At 70.2% G+C, this 18,527-nt stretch carries 21 protein-coding genes and 2 pseudogenes; 5 read left to right on the plus strand and 18 right to left on the minus strand.

All coding sequences use genetic code 11. From position 1 onward, the window contains the following. Positions 1–125: 125 nt before the first annotated feature. Positions 126–584, plus strand: a pseudogene (locus A5708_RS05540) (M23 family metallopeptidase); the annotation flags it as partial. A 13-nt stretch (positions 585–597) separates the two neighbouring features. Here the strand turns inward: A5708_RS05540 and A5708_RS05545 are convergent. The 4 genes from A5708_RS05545 to dprA are packed head-to-tail and all read right to left on the minus strand — an operon-like array spanning position 598 to position 4,783. After that, positions 598–1,494, minus strand: coding sequence for a tyrosine recombinase XerC (locus A5708_RS05545; RefSeq protein WP_065027660.1), 897 nt, complete (start codon positions 1,492–1,494; stop codon positions 598–600). 33 nt (positions 1,495–1,527) lie between these two features. Further along, positions 1,528–2,688: a lactate 2-monooxygenase gene (locus A5708_RS05550; protein WP_065027661.1), complete on the minus strand. Its 1,161-nt coding sequence runs from the start codon at positions 2,686–2,688 to the stop codon at positions 1,528–1,530. A gap of 24 nt (positions 2,689–2,712) precedes the next feature. Beyond that, positions 2,713–3,570, minus strand: coding sequence for a siderophore-interacting protein (locus A5708_RS05555; protein ID WP_065027662.1), 858 nt, complete (start codon positions 3,568–3,570; stop codon positions 2,713–2,715). A 34-nt stretch (positions 3,571–3,604) separates the two neighbouring features. Continuing rightward, on the minus strand, positions 3,605–4,783 hold the full coding sequence (gene dprA / locus A5708_RS05560) for a DNA-processing protein DprA (protein ID WP_065027663.1): 1,179 nt from the start codon (positions 4,781–4,783) through the stop codon (positions 3,605–3,607). Between the two features lie 104 nt (positions 4,784–4,887). Here dprA and A5708_RS05565 point away from each other — a divergent pair, with 104 nt between their 5' ends. After that, positions 4,888–5,163, plus strand: coding sequence for a DUF4190 domain-containing protein (locus A5708_RS05565; protein WP_065027664.1), 276 nt, complete (start codon positions 4,888–4,890; stop codon positions 5,161–5,163). A gap of 26 nt (positions 5,164–5,189) precedes the next feature. Here the strand turns inward: A5708_RS05565 and A5708_RS05570 are convergent, their stop codons facing one another. From A5708_RS05570 to A5708_RS05590, 4 genes are all read right to left on the minus strand, one after another. Then, complete coding sequence (locus tag A5708_RS05570) at positions 5,190–6,701, minus strand: YifB family Mg chelatase-like AAA ATPase (protein ID WP_065027665.1); 1,512 nt, start codon at positions 6,699–6,701, stop codon at positions 5,190–5,192. Further along, a complete protein-coding gene (locus A5708_RS05575; RefSeq protein WP_065027708.1) occupies positions 6,701–7,078 on the minus strand; it encodes a YraN family protein in 378 nt (125 codons plus the stop codon). Before A5708_RS05575 ends, A5708_RS05570 begins: the two co-directional genes overlap by 1 nt. Positions 7,079–7,585: 507 nt before the next feature. Further along, entirely contained in the window at positions 7,586–8,407 is an 822-nt protein-coding gene (gene fdhD / locus A5708_RS05585; protein ID WP_065027667.1) for a formate dehydrogenase accessory sulfurtransferase FdhD, read from the minus strand. A 109-nt stretch (positions 8,408–8,516) separates the two neighbouring features. Next, entirely contained in the window at positions 8,517–9,497 is a 981-nt protein-coding gene (locus tag A5708_RS05590; RefSeq protein ID WP_065027668.1) for an NAD-dependent epimerase/dehydratase family protein, read from the minus strand. Positions 9,498–9,780: 283 nt separating this feature from the next. Between A5708_RS05590 and A5708_RS05595 the strand changes: the two genes are divergently transcribed. Further along, entirely contained in the window at positions 9,781–10,551 is a 771-nt protein-coding gene (locus tag A5708_RS05595) for a GAF and ANTAR domain-containing protein (protein WP_065027669.1), read from the plus strand. Between the two features lie 6 nt (positions 10,552–10,557). Here the strand turns inward: A5708_RS05595 and A5708_RS05600 are convergent, their stop codons facing one another. The 4 genes and pseudogenes from A5708_RS05600 to rplS form a co-directional block, all read right to left on the minus strand. Beyond that, positions 10,558–10,863: a DUF2469 domain-containing protein gene (locus A5708_RS05600; RefSeq protein ID WP_003875077.1), complete on the minus strand. Its 306-nt coding sequence runs from the start codon at positions 10,861–10,863 to the stop codon at positions 10,558–10,560. A gap of 4 nt (positions 10,864–10,867) precedes the next feature. After that, positions 10,868–11,684: pseudogene (locus A5708_RS05605) on the minus strand (ribonuclease HII). A 2-nt stretch (positions 11,685–11,686) separates the two neighbouring features. Further along, positions 11,687–12,589, minus strand: a complete 903-nt coding sequence (gene lepB, locus A5708_RS05610) for a signal peptidase I (protein WP_065027671.1) — start codon at positions 12,587–12,589, stop codon at positions 11,687–11,689. Between the two features lie 94 nt (positions 12,590–12,683). Then, on the minus strand, positions 12,684–13,025 hold the full coding sequence (gene rplS, locus A5708_RS05615; RefSeq protein ID WP_064877853.1) for a 50S ribosomal protein L19: 342 nt from the start codon (positions 13,023–13,025) through the stop codon (positions 12,684–12,686). Between the two features lie 342 nt (positions 13,026–13,367). Here rplS and A5708_RS05620 point away from each other — a divergent pair, with 342 nt between their 5' ends. Further along, a complete protein-coding gene (locus A5708_RS05620) occupies positions 13,368–14,345 on the plus strand; it encodes a hypothetical protein (RefSeq protein WP_065027672.1) in 978 nt (325 codons plus the stop codon). 21 nt (positions 14,346–14,366) lie between these two features. Here A5708_RS05620 and trmD read toward each other — a convergent pair whose 3' ends face one another. From trmD to A5708_RS05645, 5 genes are all read right to left on the minus strand, one after another. Then, positions 14,367–15,065 (minus strand): tRNA (guanosine(37)-N1)-methyltransferase TrmD, encoded by a 699-nt coding sequence (trmD, locus tag A5708_RS05625; protein WP_065027673.1) that lies wholly within the window; start codon positions 15,063–15,065, stop codon positions 14,367–14,369. 9 nt (positions 15,066–15,074) lie between these two features. After that, the gene (gene rimM, locus A5708_RS05630) at positions 15,075–15,602 is read right to left on the minus strand and encodes a ribosome maturation factor RimM (protein ID WP_065027674.1); all 528 of its coding nucleotides are present in this window, start codon (positions 15,600–15,602) and stop codon (positions 15,075–15,077) included. 24 nt (positions 15,603–15,626) lie between these two features. Next, positions 15,627–15,869: an RNA-binding protein gene (locus tag A5708_RS05635; protein WP_003878715.1), complete on the minus strand. Its 243-nt coding sequence runs from the start codon at positions 15,867–15,869 to the stop codon at positions 15,627–15,629. A gap of 8 nt (positions 15,870–15,877) precedes the next feature. Next, positions 15,878–16,396 carry a 30S ribosomal protein S16 gene (gene rpsP, locus A5708_RS05640; RefSeq protein ID WP_065027675.1) on the minus strand — a complete coding sequence of 173 codons (519 nt, stop codon included), beginning with the start codon at positions 16,394–16,396 and terminating at the stop codon, positions 15,878–15,880. Between the two features lie 171 nt (positions 16,397–16,567). Next, the gene (locus A5708_RS05645; protein WP_065027676.1) at positions 16,568–16,987 is read right to left on the minus strand and encodes a nuclear transport factor 2 family protein; all 420 of its coding nucleotides are present in this window, start codon (positions 16,985–16,987) and stop codon (positions 16,568–16,570) included. Between the two features lie 58 nt (positions 16,988–17,045). Between A5708_RS05645 and A5708_RS05650 the strand changes: the two genes are divergently transcribed. Further along, positions 17,046–17,927, plus strand: coding sequence for a D-alanyl-D-alanine carboxypeptidase family protein (locus A5708_RS05650; RefSeq protein WP_065027677.1), 882 nt, complete (start codon positions 17,046–17,048; stop codon positions 17,925–17,927). Here A5708_RS05650 and A5708_RS05655 read toward each other — a convergent pair. Further along, complete coding sequence (locus A5708_RS05655) at positions 17,924–18,526, minus strand: TetR/AcrR family transcriptional regulator (RefSeq protein WP_065027678.1); 603 nt, start codon at positions 18,524–18,526, stop codon at positions 17,924–17,926. The genes A5708_RS05650 and A5708_RS05655 overlap by 4 nt on opposite strands. Position 18,527: the final 1 nt, after the last annotated feature.

The raw sequence follows: 18,527 nt of genomic DNA on the forward strand, positions 1-18,527 counted from the left end.
GCCACGCTTCCCCAGCCGGTGCGCTCGTCCACAAAAACCGGCGAGACCGAGTGGCCGGGCGACAGGCGGCGCGCTGAGCTGCCTGGATGCGGTGGACGGCGGTGCTGTTGTGTGCGTGCCTGGTCAGCGCGCTGCCGGCGGGTGCCGCCGAGGATCGCCTGGAGTGGCCGCTGCGCCCGCCGCCGGCCGTGGCCCGGGGATTCGACGCCCCGTCGCCCAACTGGAATCCCGGACATCGGGGCGTGGACCTGGCCGGGGCCGCCGGTCAGCCGGTGTACGCGGCGGGCGCTGCGACCGTCGTGTTCGCCGGGCTGCTGGCCGGGCGGTCGGTCGTGTCGCTGGCCCATCCCGGTGGCTTGCACACCAGTTACGAGCCGGTCCGGGCGACCGTGCGGGTCGGCCAGCATGTGACGGCCTCGACCGTGATCGGCGAGCTGATGCCGGGGCACGCCGGCTGCCCGGCCTCTCGAGCTGGGGGGGCGTGCCTGCACTGGGGCGCGATGTGGGGCCCGGCGTCGGGCGCCCGCTACGTCGATCCACTGGGCCTGCTGCAGTCCACGCCGGTGCGGCTCAAGCCGCTGAACCGCTGAGCGGGGTTCAGGCCCGCGGGTGGGCCTGGTCGTGTACCGCGCGCAACCGGGACACCGCAACGTGGGTGTAGAGCTGGGTGGTCGCCAGGCTCGAATGCCCGAGCAGCTCCTGGACAACGCGCAGGTCGGCACCGCCTTCGACCAGGTGGGTGGCCGCGCTGTGCCGCAGGCCGTGCGGCCCCATGTCCGGCGCGCCGTCCACGGCGGCGACGGTCTGATGCACGACCGTGCGCGCCTGCCGGACATCGATCCGGCGGCCCCGCGCGCCCAGCAGCAGCGCCGGGCCCGACTCGGCGTTCATCAGGGCCGGGCGCCCGCCGGCCAGCCACGCGTCGAGCGCCTCGGCGGCGGGCCGGCCGAACGGCACGCTGCGCTGCTTGTTGCCCTTGCCGAGGACTCTGACGAGACGGTGATGGGTGTCGACGTCGTCGATGTCCAGGCCGCACAGCTCGCTGACCCGGATCCCGGTGGCATACAGCATCTCCACGATCAGCCGATCGCGCAGTGCCATCGGATCACCTTGCTGTGCACCGGATTTGGCGGCGGCCATGGCGTCAGCGGCCTGGTCCTGGCGCAGCACCGCGGGCAGGATGCGGTGCGCCTTGGGGACCTGCAGGCGCGCGGCCGGATCCGAGGTGAGCAGGCCGCGCCGCACCGCCCAGGCGGTGAAGGCCTTGACCGCCGAGGTGCGCCGGGCCAGCGTCGTGCGGGCGACACCGGCCGCGGCCGCCGCGGACAGCCAGGAGCGCAGCAGCGGCAGGCTCAGCCCGTCCAGGCCGGCGCCGCGGTCCCCGAGGAAGGTGAGCAGCGAGCGCAGGTCGCCGAGGTAGGCGCGGCGGGTGTGCGCGGAACGGCCGCACTGCAAGTCCAGGTACTCGTCGAACTCGTCGAGGATCGCCTGCACTCCCCCACGGTCGCAGGCGCGGGCCGGGGCGCTCTAGTCGACGCGCCGAAGCGTGTCCGGGGTGAGATCTTTGAGCGTCGGGTAGCCGTCGACGGCCATGATGAGGTCGGCTTCGGCCAGGATCGAGCGCAGCACGTGCACGATGCCGTCGGCCCCGCCGAGCGCCAGGCCGTAGGCGTACGGCCTGCCGATGCCCACGGCCGTGGCGCCCAGCGCGAGCGCCTTGACGACGTCGGCGCCGCTGCGGATCCCCGAATCGAACAGGACCGGCAGCCCGTCGGCCGCCTCGACGACGCCGGGCAGGCATGCGAGGGCGGGCAGGCCGCCGTTGGCCTGGCGGCCGCCGTGGGTGGAGCAGTAGATGCCGTCGACGCCGCCGTCCCTGGCGCGCCGCGCGTCGTCGGGGTGGCAGATGCCCTTGATGATCAGCGGCAGGTCGGTCAGCGACCGCAGCCACGGCAGGTCGTCCCAGGTCAACGGATTTCCGAAGGTCGTTACCCACTGCAGCACGGTGCCCTGCGGGTCTTCTTCCGGAGGGCGTTGGAGTTTGGCGCGGAAGACCGGATCGCTGGTGTAGTTGCTCAGGCAGAGTCCCCGCAGTTGGGGGAAGTTGGCCGTGGTGAGGTCGCGCGGGCGCCACCCGGGGATCCAGGTGTCGAGGGTGACCACGATGCCCTGATAGCCGGCTGCTTCGGCCCGCTGGACGAGGCTGGCGGCCAGGTCGCGATCCTTCGGCGTGTACAGCTGGAAAAAGCCCGGGGTGTCACCGAATTGCGCCGCGACGTCTTCCATCGGGTCGGCGGTCAGGGTGGACACGACCATCGGGACGCCGCTGGCCGCGGCCGCGCGCGCGGTGGCCAGGTCGCCGTGGCCGTTCTGGGCGCAGATGCCGATGACGCCGATCGGGGCCATGAACAGCGGCGACGGCAGCGTCAGGCCGAACATCTCCACCGACAGATCGCGGGCGGCGGCGCCAACGAACATGCGCGGTATCAGACCCCAGCGATCGAACGCCTCCCGGTTGGCCCGCTGCGTGCGTTCGTCACCGGCGCCACCGGTGACGTAGGACCACACCGACGGGGACATCGCCCGCTCGGCGCGTGCCTCCAGCTCCGCGAAGGCCATCGGCAGCGCGGGCGCTACCCCGCCCAGGCCCTTGAAGTAGATCTCGTTCTGGTAGTCGCCGAATGCCATGCGATAGACAATGCCAGGCGGCCGTCAGGCTGACGAGTTCGCCGACTCCGCTTGCGCGAGTTCTTTCTTCCATTGCCGGAAGGTCTCTTCGGTGCGGCCGCGGCGCCAATACCCCGAGATCGACGACGCCCATTTGGCGTCGACCCCCCGCTCCTTGCGGATGTAGGGCCGCAGGTTGTGCATGACGGCCTGGGCCTCGCCGTGGATGAAGACGTGCACCTGTCCCGGCAGCCAGGACGCGCTGGTGACGGCCTCGATCAGCGGCGCATGGTCGCCGGCGCGATCCTCGGGAACCAGGTCGGCGCGACCGCCGCGGTAGACCCAGCGCACCTCGACGCCTTCGGGTGCGGTCAGCGGGATCTCGTCCTCCTGGCCCGCGACCTCGATGAACGCCTTGCCGATCGCGCTGGGCGGCAGCGCCTCGAGCGCCGCAGCGATGGCCGGCAGCGCCGATTCGTCGCCGGCCAGCAGGTGCCAGTCGGCGGCGGGGTCGGGCGTGTATGCGCCCCCGGGGCCCATCAGGTAGATCTTTTGGCCGGGCTGGGCGGTGGACGCCCACTGACCCGCCATGCCGTGCTCGCCGTGCACGACGATGTCCAGCGTGATGCGGCGCTTCTCGATGTCGACGTGGCGAACGGTCAGGGTGCGCACCGAAGGCTTTTTCTCCGGGGGCAGGGCGGCGAAGCTGTCGAGGGTCAGCGGCTCGGGCAAGCCGGCCACGTCCACGTCGTCGGCGACGAAGACCAGCTTGACGTAGGAGTCGGTGAACTTGCTGGGCACGAAAGCGTCAAAATCCTTGCTCCCGAGCACTATCCGCACCATGTGCGGTGTGAGTTGTTCGGTACCGACAACTTCGAAGCATTGCAGTGGTCGACCTGCCACTTGTCCTCCTGTTCAAACCCCGACCCCCGGTCGACTATACGAGCCGCGTCGTTGACGCAGCTTGGCCTGCGGCGACCCGGACAATCCGCCATCGCCCGTCCTGACGCTGCACCAGGCCGGCCAGCTCGAGCATCGCCAGCGGCCCCAGCGCCAGCTCGGGCACCATTCCGGATGCGACCGCGATCTCATCGACCGTGGCGGCACCGCGACCCGGCAAGGCCTCATAGATCCGGCGTTCGGCGTCGCTGAGGCCGTCGAGAGGCGTCGCCGGGTGCGGCTCGTCGCGCGCCAGTTCACCGATGTGGCCGACGAGCTCGACCACGTGGTCGGCGCGGGTGACCAGTTCGGCGCCGTTGCGCAGCAGGGCGTGGCAGCCCGCCGACGCCGACGACGTGACGGGCCCGGGCACCGCGGCCACCACCCGCCCCAAAGCCCGCGCCCAGGCAGCGGTGTTGGCCGCGCCGCTACGCAGACCGGCTTCCACCACGACGGCCGCCCCCACGACCGCGGCCACCAGCCGATTGCGGGTCAGGAAGCGGTGGCGGGCCGGGCGTATACCGGGCGCGTATTCGGTGAACAGCAGCCCGTGCTGGCCGATCCGGTGCAGCAGCGCGGCGTGCCCGCTCGGGTAGGGAACATCGAGCCCGCCGGCCAGGACGGCCACGGTGACGCCGTCGCAGTCCAGCGCGGCGCGGTGCGCCGCGCCGTCGATGCCGTAGGCGCCGCCCGAGACCACCGCGACGTCGCGCTGCGCCAGCCCGGCCGCCAGTTCGCCGGCGACGTGTTCGCCATACGGGGTCGACGCGCGCGTCCCGACCACGGCGGCCGCCCGCTGCGCGACCTCATCGAGCCGCACCGGCCCGTGCGCCCACAACGCCATCGGCGCAACCATCGCCGCGCCGCCGCCGGTTCGCGGTGCGGCACCGCGGAAGGCGGCGAACGCCAGCAACGGCCACTCGTCGTCATCCGGGGTGATCAACCTTCCGCCACGCCGGGCCAGCATCTCGAGATCGGCTGCGCCGCAGTCGATTTCGCGCCGGGCCTCGGTGCGCCGGGCCACGTCGTCATCCACCAGTCCGCGGCGGACCCGCTCCGCGGCCTCGACCGCGCCGACGTGCCGCACCAGGGCGGCGAGTTCGGCGCAGGGCGGTTCGGCCACCCGGGACAGATAGGCCCACGCGCGCAGCGCGGGATCGTCGAGCGCCGTCGTCATCGCCGTATCCCCAAGAATCCGCCAAGGATCCTTCGAGCCCCGCACGCGAACGTGGCGTTGTCAGCCGCCCGCCGCACGCCGGCCCGCAACGAACGGAACGAACCATGATCCTCAACCCGCCAATGGTGTACAGCACGTCCACCCGTCCCAAGAACCCCTGGGCCGTCGCGGCGTTCGTGCTCAGCCTGGTCAGCTGGATCGGTTTTCCCATCCCCATCATCAGCATCGGCCTGGCCTGCCTCGGGTTGCGCGAGATGGAACAGCGGGGTGAAAGCGGCCGCGCCCTGGCCCAATTCGCCCGCGCGTTCGCCATTCTGGTGACCATCGCGATAGCGGTGCGGGGTGGGCACACCGATTGGCTGGCCATGGCCCGCTGGTAACGCGCCCGGCAAATGGGTTGCGGCGCTCATCGCTGCGCCCCGGGCTGGCGGAAGCTGAGTGCCGCGGCGACTTCGTCGGTCCCGGGCGAGGTGCGGCCGGCCAGGTCGGCCAGGCTCCACGCGACCCGCAACGTGCGGTCGAGGCCACGGATGCTGAGCAGCCCGCCGTCCAGCGCCCGTTGCAGCGGCTCCATCGCCGCGTTGCTGAGCCGGAACTTTCGGCGCAGCAGTGTCCCGCTGACCTCGCCGTTGGTGCGAAATCCGTGCGATGACCAGCGCTCGGCGGCGGCCGCGCGGGCCTGCGCCACCCGGTGGCGGACCTGCTCCGTCGATTCACCGGCTCGGCCCGCGAACGCTCCGGCCTTGACCTGATGCATCTGCACGCGGAGGTCCACGCGATCCAGCAGCGGCCCGGACAGCTTGCCCAGGTAGCGGCGTTTGGCGGCCGCCGCGCAGATGCAGTCCTGCGGATCGGCCGGCGCGCACGGGCACAGGTTGGCGGCCAGCACCAGCTGGAACCGGGCGGGATAGCACGCCACCCCGTCGCGGCGGGCAAGCCGAATCTCGCCGTCCTCCAGAGGTGTTCGTAGGGCTTCCAGCGCGCTGACCCGGATCTCGGCGCACTCGTCGAGGAAGAGCACCCCGCGATGCGCCCGGCTGACGGCCCCGGGGCGCGCCATCCCCGACCCCCCGCCGACCAGCGCCGCGACGCTGGAGCTGTGATGGGGCGCCACGAATGGCGGCCTGGTGATCAGCGGCGTGTCGCCCGACAGCAACCCGGCCACCGAGTGGATCGCGGTGACTTCCAGGGACTCGGCGTCGGTCAACGGGGGCAGCAGTCCCGGAAGGCGTTGCGCGAGCATCGTTTTGCCGACCCCCGGGGGGCCGGTGAGCATGAGGTGGTGCGCCCCGGCGGCGGCCACTTCCACCGCGAACCGCGCCTGCGTCTGCCCCACCACGTCGACAAGATCCGCCTCGGGCTCCCCGTCCGTGGGTTTCGCGTCGATCCTGCCGTCCAGGGCGCCGGAGCCGCTGAGCCACTTCTGCAGTTGCCCCAGGGTGCGCACGCCCCACACGTCGACGCCGTCGACCAGGCTGGCCTCGGCGAGGTTGTCCACCGGGACCACCACGGAAGGCCAGCCGTCGCGCTTGGCGGCCAGCACGGCCGGCAGCACCCCGCGCACCGGCCGGACCCGCCCGTCCAGGGACAGCTCACCCAGCAGCACCGTTTTCTCCAGCCGGTCCCACGGGTTCTTGCGCTGCGCCGACAACACGGCGGCGGCCAGGGCGATGTCGTAGACCGACCCCATTTTGGGCAGCGTCGCGGGCGAGAGCGCCAGGGTGAGCCGCGCCATGGGCCAGGTGTTGCCGCAATTGGTGACGGCCGCCCGGACGCGGTCGCGCGACTCCTGCAGCGCGGCGTCGGGCAGGCCGACCAGGTGCACGCCGGGCAGCCCTGAGGTGATGTCGGCTTCGATCTCCACGATCTGTCCGTCCACGCCGCGCACCGCGACGGAGAACGCGCGTCCCAGCGCCATCAGCCGATCCCTTGCAGGTGGGTGATCTCGGGAGTGCGGCGCCGCCCGACCCGCACGCCGATCACGTCGATGCGGATCGCCCCGCAGCGCTGCTCCCGGCCGGCCAGCCACAGGCCGGCCAGCCTGCGCAGCCGCAGCACCTTGCGCGGGGTGACGGCATGGGCCAGTCCTCCGTATCCGTCGCCGGTGCGGGTCTTCACCTCGACGAACACCACCGTCGAGGTGGCGTCGTCGCGGGCGATGATGTCGAGTTCGCCGTAGCGGCAGCGCCAGTTGCGCTGCAGGATCCGCAATCCCATCCGCATCAGGTGATCTACGGCGAGCGCCTCGCCCATCGCCCCCAGCTGGATCCGGGTCATCGTCGTTTCGGTCGTCATGGGGCCACCGTGCCCGGCGCCCCCGACGGGACGGGCCACCATCGCGGCCCGCGGCCACCCGCAACGGTCGGTTATCCCCAGTGCGGCGCCCATCCACAGCCGGCGGGGCGAGACCAGGGTGCGGCTAGCGGCGATCGCAAGCGCGGCGTAGCCGGGCGCAGCGGGTCGCCGCCATCGGCCAGCGGCGATCGCAAGCGCGGCGTAGCCGGGTGCAGCGGGTCGCCGCCATCGGCCAGCGGCGATCGCAAGCGCGGCGTAGCCGGGTGCAGCGGGTCGCCGCCATCGGCCAGCGGCGATCGCAAGCGCGGCGTAGCCGGGTGCAGCGGGTCGCCGCCATCGGCCAGCGGCGATCGCAAGCGCGGCGTAGCCGGGTGCAGCGGGTCGCCGCCATCGGCCAGCGGCGATCGCAAGCGCGGCGTAGCCGGGTGCAGCGGGTCGCCGCCATCGGCCAGCGGCGATCGCAAGCGCGGCGTAGCCGGGCGCGCGCTGCAGCAGGCGCCCGCGGGCCTAGGTGATCCGGTCGGCCCGGGTGTAGATGTTCATCGAGTCCTCGCGCAAGAACGCCACCAGCGTGATGCCGGACTCCTCGGCCAGCGACACCGCCAGCGACGACGGCGCGGACACCGCCGCCAGCACCGGAATGCCGGCCATCACGGCCTTCTGCGTCAGCTCGAATGATGCCCGCCCGCTGACCAGCAGCACCGAGGCCTGCAGCGGTATCCGCCCGTGTTCCAGCGCCCAGCCGATCACCTTGTCGACCGCGTTGTGCCGCCCGACGTCCTCGCGCACCACCAGCATCGCGCCGTCCACCCCGAACAGCGCGGCGGCGTGCAGGCCGCCGGTGCTGTCGAAAACCTTTTGCGCCGAACGCAATTGGTCGGGCATCGCCTTGAGGGTGGCGGCCGCGACGGTTGCGTGATCGGTGGCCGGGGAAAACCGGCTGATCAGCCGCACCGCGTCCAGCGACGCCTTGCCGCACACCCCGCACGACGAGGTGGTGTAGAAGTTGCGGGTGACGTCGAGGCCGGGTTTTTCCACTCCCGGGGCCAGCGTCACGTCCAGCACGTTGTAGGTGTTCGCGCCCTCGTCGTCACGGCCGGCGCAGTACCGGACGCTGTGCACGTCGTCGCGGCCCGCGATGACGCCCTCGGTGAGCAGAAAGCCTTGGGCGAGTTCGATATCCGAACCAGGTGTGCGCATCGTCACGGTGACCGCCGTGCCGTCGACCCGAATCTCCAACGGCTCCTCGACGACCAGGGTTTCCGGTCGGGTGATCGCCTTCTCGGCGGTCAGATGCGTGACACGCCGGCGCGACGTTACGTGCCCCACTAGGCGATTTCACCGCCGGCGGAGACGTCGCGAGAAGCGGCGGAACGCTGGAAACCCACCGGATCAAACTACCCCGGCCGGTATCCGCCCGCCGAGAAGGACAGTGCCCTCACACCCCCTCGGCCAGCGCTTCCAGCGTCTCGGCCGACGAGTGCAGCGGCCGCCAGCCCAGCTGGGTCTTGGCCTTGGTGGTGTCCATGACCATCGACGTCCGCGCGGTGTGCAGCCACTCCAGCATGGACGGCACCAGCGGCACCCGCGAGATCGCCGCGGAGGCCGCCGTGGCGGCGACGGCAGGAACCCGCACCGGGCGCCCGCCCAGCGCCCTGGCCACGTCGGCCACCGTCACGACCCCGTCACCGGCGATGTTGTAGGCCCCCGGCGGGGCCGGGGCGGTGGCCGCAAGCGCGATCGCCGCCGCGACGTCGTCGTGGTGAACCAGTTGCAGCGGAATGCCCGGATCCGGCACCACCGGCTTCAGCGCCGGGACGGCTTTGACCACGGCACGCATCGGGCCGGGCAGCTGATTCCACGGCATCGCGTCGGCAAGCGCGGTGGCTTTGGGCCCGGCGACGATGCAGGGCCGCAACACGAACACCTCGAGCGGCGAGTCCTCGGTGATCTCGGCGAGCAGCGCTTCGGACGCCGCGTTCTGCGCCGAGTAATAGTGCTCCGCAGACCCCTGGGCCGGCACGTCCTCAGTCAGCGGGGTGGGGTTGTCGGAGTGGTAGCCGTAGGCCGCCACCGACGAGGTGTAGACCAGGCGCCGGGGCCGCTCGGCGGCTACGGTCGCTTCGAAGACGTTGCGGGAGCCTTCCAGATTCACCCGGGAGCTCTCGTCGCGCGAACCCATGATCATGAAGGCCAGGTGGATCACCACGTCGGCCTGCGCGACCAGGGCGTCGACGGCCTCGCGGTCCAGGATGTCGCCTTGCTGATAGGTGGTCTTCAGCCAGCCGTGTGACGGCGGGTCAAACGGCCGGCGAGCCATCCCGATGATCGCGTCCACGGCGGGCTCGCGTTCCAGCGCCGTCACCGCGGAGAGGCCGATCTCCCCGGTCGGTCCGGTCACCGCGACGGTCACTCCCATCAGAACGTCCTTCCCTCCCGCGGCCTGCCGAAACCCCGGCGTGCGGAACCTCACCGAGCCCCCCGGCGCGCGCGATCCGCGCATGATAGAACCATCTTTCCAGCGTCTCGCGGTTCGTGAGCGTCTGGACGTGCGGGCGTTCCGCATCCACAGCGGTAGCTTGGCGGTCGACGGTGACCCACAGGATGCCCGAAACCGGGTGTAAGGCTGGTCTCGGCGACCGATAATTTACGGCGATCGAAAGCGGCCACACCGCCGACACCGCAGAAAACGAGGGCGCAGCATGGGCGACGAATCGAGGGCCGGCGCGGACGCGTCCGTGACTGGCGGGGAGAAGGCCGACCCCGCGACGGTTTTCGCCGCCCTCGCCGAGATCATCTATCAGGGCTCGGACGCCAACCAGATGTACGCCGCCATCTGTGTCGCCGCCACCCTGACCGTCCGCGGCTGCGACCACGCCAGCCTGCTGGTCCGCGAGAACGACAAATACGTCACCGTCGGCGCCAGTGACCGGCTGGCCCAGGCCGTCGACGAGCTCGAACGGCGCGCCGGCGACGGCCCGTGCATCGACGCCATCGAGGAAGAGACGCCACAGATCGACACGGACCTGACCACGCCGTCGCTGTGGCCCAAGCTGGCGGCCGTCCTGGTCGCCGAGACACCGGTGCGCGGCGCGATGGGGTTTCGGCTGCTGGTCGACAAACGCAAAGGCGCCGCGCTGAATCTGTTCAGCGACACCCCGAACATGTTCGACTCCGAGTCCGCGGGGCGGGCGGCGGTGCTGGCGGCGTTCGCCAGCGTCGCGATCAATGCCGTCAACAAGGGCGAGGACGCGGCGAGCCTGCGCCGCGGGCTGATGAGCAACCGTGAGATCGGCAAGGCCGTCGGCATGCTGATGATGCTGCACGAGATGAGCGAGGACGACGCGTTCGACCTGTTGCGGCGCCACTCCCAGGCGCTGAACATCAAGCTGGCCGACGTCGCCCGCGAGGTCATCGAGCAGCGTGGTCAGCTGCCGGTGCCGGGCGACAACCCGCTTCCGCCGAACACCTAGCGGCGGCTACTCGGGAAGCCGCAGCTCGGGCTTTTCGACCTCTTCGATGTTGACGTCCTTGAAGGTGACCACCCGGACCTGCTTGACGAACCGCGCCGGCCGGTACATGTCCCACACCCACGCGTCGGACAGCCGCAGCTCGAAGTAGACCTCGCCGTCGGCGTTGCGCGGCGTCATCTCCACGCTGTTGGCCAGGTAGAAGCGTCGTTCGGTCTCCACGACGTAGCTGAACTGGCCGACGATGTCCTTGTATTCGCGGTACAGCGAGAGCTCCATCTCGGTTTCATACTTTTCGAGATCTTCTGCACTCATCTGCTCAGACGTCCTTCTCCCAGACAGCTTTCCCCGGGCATCCCGGCGCTAGCTGCCGTTCGCCGGGGTGGGAATCCTGATCCCATCTTTCCTCACCGATATCCGTCGCGCTGCAGCGGTGGGTCCGGTTGGCAGTCGGCCACCACCCGGCCGCCCGACCCGTTGGCCACGCGCCGCACGTTGATGAACGAATAACGATGCTCGGGGCACGGGCCCAGCTGCGCCAACGCCGTGCTGTGCGCGGGCGTGCTGTAGCCCTTGTGCAGGGCGAACCCGTAGCCGGGATGGTCGGCCTCCATGGCGACCATCAAGCGGTCCCGGCTGACCTTCGCCAGGACGCTGGCCGCCGCGATGCACGCCGCGACCGCGTCGCCCCCGATGACCGGCAGCGACGGGACGGCCAGCCCGGGCACCCGGAAGCCGTCGCTCAGCACGTAGCCGGGCCGCACGGACAGCCCGGCGACGGCACGGCGCATCCCCTCGATGTTGGCGACATGCACGCCGCGCCGGTCCACCTCGGCGGGCGGGATGAACACCACGTGGTAGGTCAGCGCATAACGGCGGATCAGGGGGAACAGCTTCTCCCGGGCGGCCTCGGTGAGCTTCTTGGAATCATCAAGCGCGGCAAGGCTTTCCATTCGCCCCGGGCCGAGCACGCAGGCCGCCACCACCAGCGGCCCGGCGCAGGCGCCGCGGCCCACCTCGTCGACGCCGGCGACCGGACCCAACCCGCTGCGGTACAGCGCCGATTCGAAGGTGCGCATTCCCCGCGGACCCCCAGCTTTACGGATCACCGTCCGTGGCGGCCACGTCGTGGCCATGGCTACCGATTCTGCTGCGGGTTCACCGATCCCACGCCACCCCATCGGGACGGCGGCCACACGATGAACCTGGCTTTTCCGATCACGTTGGACACCGGCACGGTTCCCGACGTCGGGTCGCCGGTGCACAGCACACCCTTGAGCGCCTCGGCCGGCACGCTGGTGCAGTGGGCCCGCGAGTCCGCCGAGTGCGTCCGGTTGTCACCCATCACCCACAGCCGGCCGGCCGGGACGTGAACCGGCCCGAACTCGCTGCCCAGGCAGGGGTACACCGACGGGTCGGCGGCCATGGTGGTGCGATCCAGGTACGGCTCCTTGAGCGGCTTGCCGTCGACCGTCAGCCCGGTGTCGGCCCGGCATTGCACCGTCTGCCCGCCGACCGCGATGACCCGCTTGACCAGGTCGTTCTCGTCGGGCGGCACGAAGCCGACGAAGGACAGCGCGTTCTGCACCCAGCGCAGCACGGTGTTGTTGGACCGGATCGACTTGTAGCCGAGGTTCCACGGCGGCGGGCCCTTGAAGACGATGACGTCACCGGGGTGCGGCGCGCTGAAGCGGTAGGTGACCTTGTCGACCATGATCCGGTCGCCGACGCAGCCGGTGCAGCCGTGCAGCGTGGGCTCCATGGATTCCGACGGGATCAGGTACGGCCGCGCCACGAACGTCAACATGACGTAGTAGAGGACGACGGCGATCACCGCCAGGAGCGCGAATTCGCGCAACGTCGAACGCTTGGCGTCCTCCGGCTCGCCCTCGGGCGTCTCGGCCACCGGCACCGGCTCGGGGATGGATCCGGCCGCCGTCGCGGCGTCCTCGGGGCGCGTCTCCGGGCTGCGGGTAGAGACCTTCGGATCTGACTCGCCGGCGTGGGGCTCGGGCTTCGATGAATCCGCGGTGTCGGTCACGAGATCAGCGTAGCCAGCGCGCGTTGGGGCCGCCCAAACCGGCGCACCGGAGAAACGCTGGGACGAATCAGCAGCGCCACCAAGGCGTCCCGGCTCAGCGCTTCTCCTTGATCTTGGCCTTCTTGCCGCGCAGCTCACGCAGGTAGTACAGCTTGGCGCGGCGGACGTCACCGCGGGTCACCACCTGGATGTGGTCGATGTTGGGCGAGTGCACCGGGAAGGTCCGCTCGACGCCGACGCCATAGCTTTCCTTGCGCACCGTGAAGGTCTCGCGGATGCCACCGCCCTGACGACGGATCACCACGCCCTTGAACACCTGGATACGCTCCTTGGCGCCCTCGATGACCTTGACGTGCACGTTGATGGTGTCGCCCGGGCCGAACACCGGGATATCGTCGCGCAGCGACGCCTGATCGACGAAGTCCAGCCGGTTCATGCGAGACACTTCCTTGAGGTCGCGGCCGACGGCAGCTACCCACACGCAGGTGTGAGGCGGTCGCCCAGCCGATGGTTTCGGGCTTTCTGGCGTATCTCGCAGCGGGCGGGAAACGGCCCAACCGGCCTGCAACCGCTGGAGACAACTGGTCAATTGTGCCAGACGGGGCGCGTGCTGCGAAAATCACAGCGCGTCGGCGGTTCATAACGCGCCAAACGCGCTGGTAAATGGTACATATGACTGGGGTCAGAACGCGCTACCCGCGCGGGAGCGTGATGGCCGGTGCAGGTTGGCGCGAAGGTCCCGCTGTTGCACTGTGTCGAGGTCACGCCGGAGGAGAGAATGCGGGTACGTCCGCTGACGCTGGTCACCGCCACCGCGGCGGTGACGTTGGTGGTTGCGGCCGGCTCCGAGGCGCTGGTCCAGGCCAAGGTCTACAGGCTGCCGGTCGCCGCGCCCGTCCGGGTGGTCTCCGCGCCACCCACCTCGACTCCGCCGCAGTCGACCACGCTGATGCTCGAGGCGGCCACACCGCCGCAGCCGGCCCAGGCGCTGCCGGGGCCGGGGTTCGGCCAGTTGCAGGTCCGGGTCCAGCAGGCCGCCGACGAGGCCGCCGGCAGCGGCGCCGCCCTGTCGGTGGCCATCTTTGATCGCAGCACCCATCAGCTGATCTCCAACGGCAACAGCCAGGTCATCGGCACCGCGTCGGTGGCCAAGCTGTTCATCGCCGACGATCTGCTGCTGCACGAGTCCGAGGGCAAGGCACCGCTGAGCGCCGACGACCGCCAGGCCCTGGACATCATGCTGCAGTCATCCGACGACGGCGCCGCCGAGAAGTTCTGGGGGCAGGGCGGCGGCGCCGCGATCATCACCGAGGTCGCGTCCCGCTATGGCTTGTCCTCCACCACCCCGCCCAGCGACGGGCGGTGGTGGAACACGATGAGCTCGGTGACCGACCTGATCCGCTATTACGAGATGCTGCTGGACGGATCGGGAGGCCTGCCGGCCGATGACGCCAAGATCATCGTGAACGACCTGGCGCAGTCCACTCCCAACGGGCTCGACGGCTACCCGCAGCGGTTCGGCATCCCGGACGGCCTGTACGCCGAACCGGTCGCGGTCAAGCAGGGCTGGATGTGCTGCATCGGCAGCGACTGGATGCACCTGTCCACCGGCGTGATCGGGGCCGACCACCGCTACATCATGGTCGTCCAATCCCTGCAGCCCGCCGATGACGCCACCGCCCGCGACACCATCACCCGGGCGGTCAAGACGATATTTCCCGAGGGCCGCATCGATGCGCCCCGGCACGGGCTCTGACGGGCTCAATCGCCTTCGGCCTCAATCCCCTTCGGGCTCAAGCAGTTCGGGCCGGCGTTCGCGGGTGCGCTGCAGCGAGATCTCCCGGCGCCACGCGGCGATTCGCGCGTGGTCACCCGACAGCAGCACCTCGGGGACGTCGAGCCCGCGCCAGCTCGGCGGCCGGGTGTAGCTGGGCCCCTCCAGGCGCCGGTCCAGCGCCGGCGAGTGCGAATCCTCGCGGTGCGACGCGGGATTGCCGAGTACCCCGTCGAGGAGGCGCAGCACGGCCTCGATCATCACCACGGTCGCCGACTCGCCGCCCGGCAGCACGTAGTCGCCGATCGAGACCTCCTCGACCCGCATCCGCCCCGCGGCGTCCTCGATCACCCGCTGGTCGATGCCCTCGTAGCGGCCGCACGCGAACACCAGGTGGGTCTCGGCGCTCCAGCGCGCGGCCGTCGCCTGCGTGAACAACCGCCCTGCGGGGGTGGGGACGACCAAAAGTGTTTCCTCGGAAGCGATCTCATCCAGCGCTTCACCCCATACCGGCGCCTTCATCACCATCCCGGGACCGCCGCCGTAGGGCGAATCGTCGACCGAGCGGTGCACGTCGTACGTCCAGCGCCGCAGGTCGTGCACCTGCAGATCGACCAGGCCGGACTGGATCGCCTTGCCGGGCAACGATTGCCGCAGTGGGTCCAGGTAGGCCGGAAAGATCGTGACGACGTCGATTCTCATATCGGAGGCCTACAGGTCCAGCAGGCCTTCGGGCGGATCGATCTCGACGGTGCCGTCGTCCAGCGACACCGACGTGACGATCGCGGACACGAACGGCACCAGCACTTCCCGCTTCTCGTCGCCCTCCTCGCGCCGCACCGCCAACAGTTCACCGGCCGCGGTGTGCAACACCTCGCCCACGACGCCGATCTGCTCGCCCGCGGTGGTGCGCACGCGCAGGCCCTCGAGCTGATGGTCGTAGTAGGTGTCCGCCTCGTCGATATCGGGCAAGTCCTCGGAATCGACGACGAACAGGGTGCCGCGCAGCGCGTCGGCCGCGTCACGGTCGGTGACGCCGGCCAGCCGCACCAGCAGCCGCCCACCGTGTTCGCGCGCACTCTCGACGGTGAGCTCACGCTCCCAGCTGGCACGGGAATGCTTGGCGCGCAACGCATTACCCGGCGCGAACCGGGCGTCGGGATCGTCGGTGCGAACCTCGACGACCACCTCGCCGGTGATGCCGTGGGCTTTCACCACGCGCCCGACGGTCAACTCCAAGGGAGTTCCATGAGCAGCGCTGGCCTACTGGTCGGTGTCCACCACGTCGACGCGGATGCCGCGACCGCCGATGCCGGCGACCAGGGTGCGCAGTGCGGTCGCGGTGCGACCGCCACGGCCGATCACCTTGCCCAGGTCGTCGGGATGGACGTGGACCTCGACCGTCCGCCCGCGGCGGCTGGTCACCATGTCGACCCGGACGTCGTCGGGGTTGTCCACAATCCCGCGAACCAGGTGCTCAACAGCGTCAACGACAACCGTACTCATCGCCGCGGTCAGCTTTCGGTGGTCGGCTCGGCCTGCTCGCCGCCCTCGGCGGGCGCCTCGGCCTCAGCGGTCTCGGCCGGGGTCTCGGCGGCGGCCTCCGGCTCGGCGGCCTCGTCCGCGCCCTTGGCGACCTTCTTGGCCGGGGCCTTCTTCTTCGGCTTCGCGGCCTCGGTGGTGGGTCCGCCGTCGGCGTCGGCCAGCGCGGCGTTGAACAGCTCCAGCTTGCTCGGCTTGGCCGGGGTGGTCTTCAGGCGGCCCTCGGCGCCGGGCAGGCCCTTGAACTTCTGCCAGTCACCGGTGATCTGCAGCAGCTTGCGGACCGGCTCGGTGGGCTGAGCCCCCACGGACAGCCAGTACTGGGCGCGCTCGGAGTCGATCTCGATGAGGCTCGGGTCTTCCTTGGGGTGGTAGCGGCCGATGACCTCGATGGAGCGACCGTCGCGGCGGGTGCGGGCGTCGGCGACGGAGATGCGGTACTGGGGATTGCGGATCTTGCCAAGCCGGGTGAGCTTGATCTTGACAGCCATGGTTAAGCGAATTCTCCTGTGTGTGTCACGCTGCAATTCAGCGATCGGGGCGGGATGCCCGGATCCGGTTTCGCCTCGCGTGTATGACCGGTCGGCGATGCGTGATCGCTCGGCGGACAGCCGCCTATTGTGCCAGAACGGGCGCGGTGATCAGAAATCGCGAGCCGGCGCTCACATCACTTTCTGGAAAACCTTGGTCTCCGCGCGGCGGGTCATGCGCCAGCCGTCGGGCGTGCGCACGAACTCATCGTCGTACCAGAGTCCGCAGAACAGCACCTGGTCCTTATCACCGCCCAGCACCATCGGGTTGAAGCAGATCACCCGTGACGAGGCCTTGTCCCCGTCGATCTGTACGGAGAAGTTGCCGAGCATGTGCGCGTACACCGGGAAGTTGGGCAGCACCTCGGCCAGCCACTTCTTCACCTCCGGGTACTGGCCCTCAATGCCGCCCAACGCCGTGTAGTCGATGTAGGCGTCCGGCGTGAAGACCTTGTCCAGATCGTCGAATCGCCGGTTGTCGATGGCGGTGGAGTAATCCACCAGAAGCTGCTGGATCTCGAGCCGATCCGAGATCTCTTCCAGGCTCAACATGCATCGGACAGTACTGAAGATCCGCCTCGAACCGGGTCGGAAGTTAGACTTTGCGGCCATGCGGAAGCTCACGGCCGCAGCCGCTACCCTGCTCGCGCTCGGTACCTGCACCGCCACCGTCGCCATGTCCACCGCCTGGGCGGACAACTCGCAGCCGGTCGGCTCGATCCCCATTCCCGACGGGCCGGCCCGGACCTGGATCATCGCCGACCTCGACAGCGGTCAGGTGCTGGCCGGGCGCGACCAGGATGTCGCCCACCCGCCGGCCAGCACCATCAAGACGCTGCTGGCCCAGGTGGTGCTGGACTCGGTGAGCCTGGACTCCACGGTGGTCGCCGACGTCGCCGACACCCAGGTGGAGTGCAACTGCGTCGGGATCAAACCGGGCCGCACCTACACCGCGCGCCAGCTGCTGGACGGCCTGCTGCTGGTCTCGGGTAACGACGCCGCCAACGCGCTGGCGCACATGCTGGGCGGCCCGGACGTCACCGTCGCCAAGATGAACGCCAAGGCGGCCTCGCTGGGCGCCACCAACACGCACGCCGCGACACCGTCCGGTCTGGACGGGCCCGGGGGTTCGGGCGCGTCAACGGCGCACGACCTGGCGGTCATATTCCGCGCGGCGATGGCCAACCCGGTGTTCGCGCAGATCACCGCCGAGCCGTCGGCGATGTTCCCCGGCGATAACGGCGATCACCCGATCACCAACCAGGACGAGCTGCTGCAGCGCTATCCCGGCGCGATCGGCGGCAAGACCGGCTTCACCAACGCCGCCCGCAAGACCTTCGTCGGGGCCGCCGCGCGCGGCGGTCGCCGGCTGGTGATCGCCATGATGTACGGGCTGATCAAGGAGGGCGGACCGACGTACTGGGATCAGGCGGCCACGCTGTTCGACTGGGGATTCGAGCAGAGCCCGCAGTCCAGCATCGGCTCGCTCTAGAAGGCGGGATCCTCTAGAGCCGCTCTCAGCAGCGCCGTCAGCACCGGAATCCGCTGTTCGTCGAGTTCCGCCTGCGGGATGATGCTTTGCACCAGAGCGGCTCCGTCGAAGACGTTTGTCAGCAGTCCGACGATCACCGGGAATTTGTCCTCCGGGAACCGCTCTGCCCCCGGCAGCGCCCGCGCAGCATCAATGATCTTCTCGGCATACTGCCCGAGTTCCTGCTGCAGGGTGGTCTTGAGCTTCTCGTCGGTACGCGCGGCGACCAGCAGTTCGTAGAGCACCGCATTCCCCGGACTGCGGGTGATGTCCCGCAGAATCGTCAGGCCCGCCTCCAGCGGCGGCTCCTCGGGCGGTATCGCGGCGACCTGCTTGGTGCCCCGCTCCATAAGGCGACGCAACACCTCCGATGCCGTGGCCGCCATGAAATCGCCCATGGTGTCGAAGTGCCGGAACAGCGCGCCCACCGACACCCCGGCCCGCTTGGTGATCGCCGCGGCGGACGCGCGGGCGTAGCCGACCTCGATGATGGTGGCGATGCAGGCGTCGATGAGCCGTCCGACGGTCTCCTCGCGGCGCTGCTGCTGGGTTCTGGCCATG

Origin of the sequence: Mycobacterium colombiense, assembly GCF_001672755.1 — a bacterium.
GTDB classification, from domain to species: Bacteria; Actinomycetota; Actinomycetes; order Mycobacteriales; family Mycobacteriaceae; genus Mycobacterium; species Mycobacterium colombiense_C.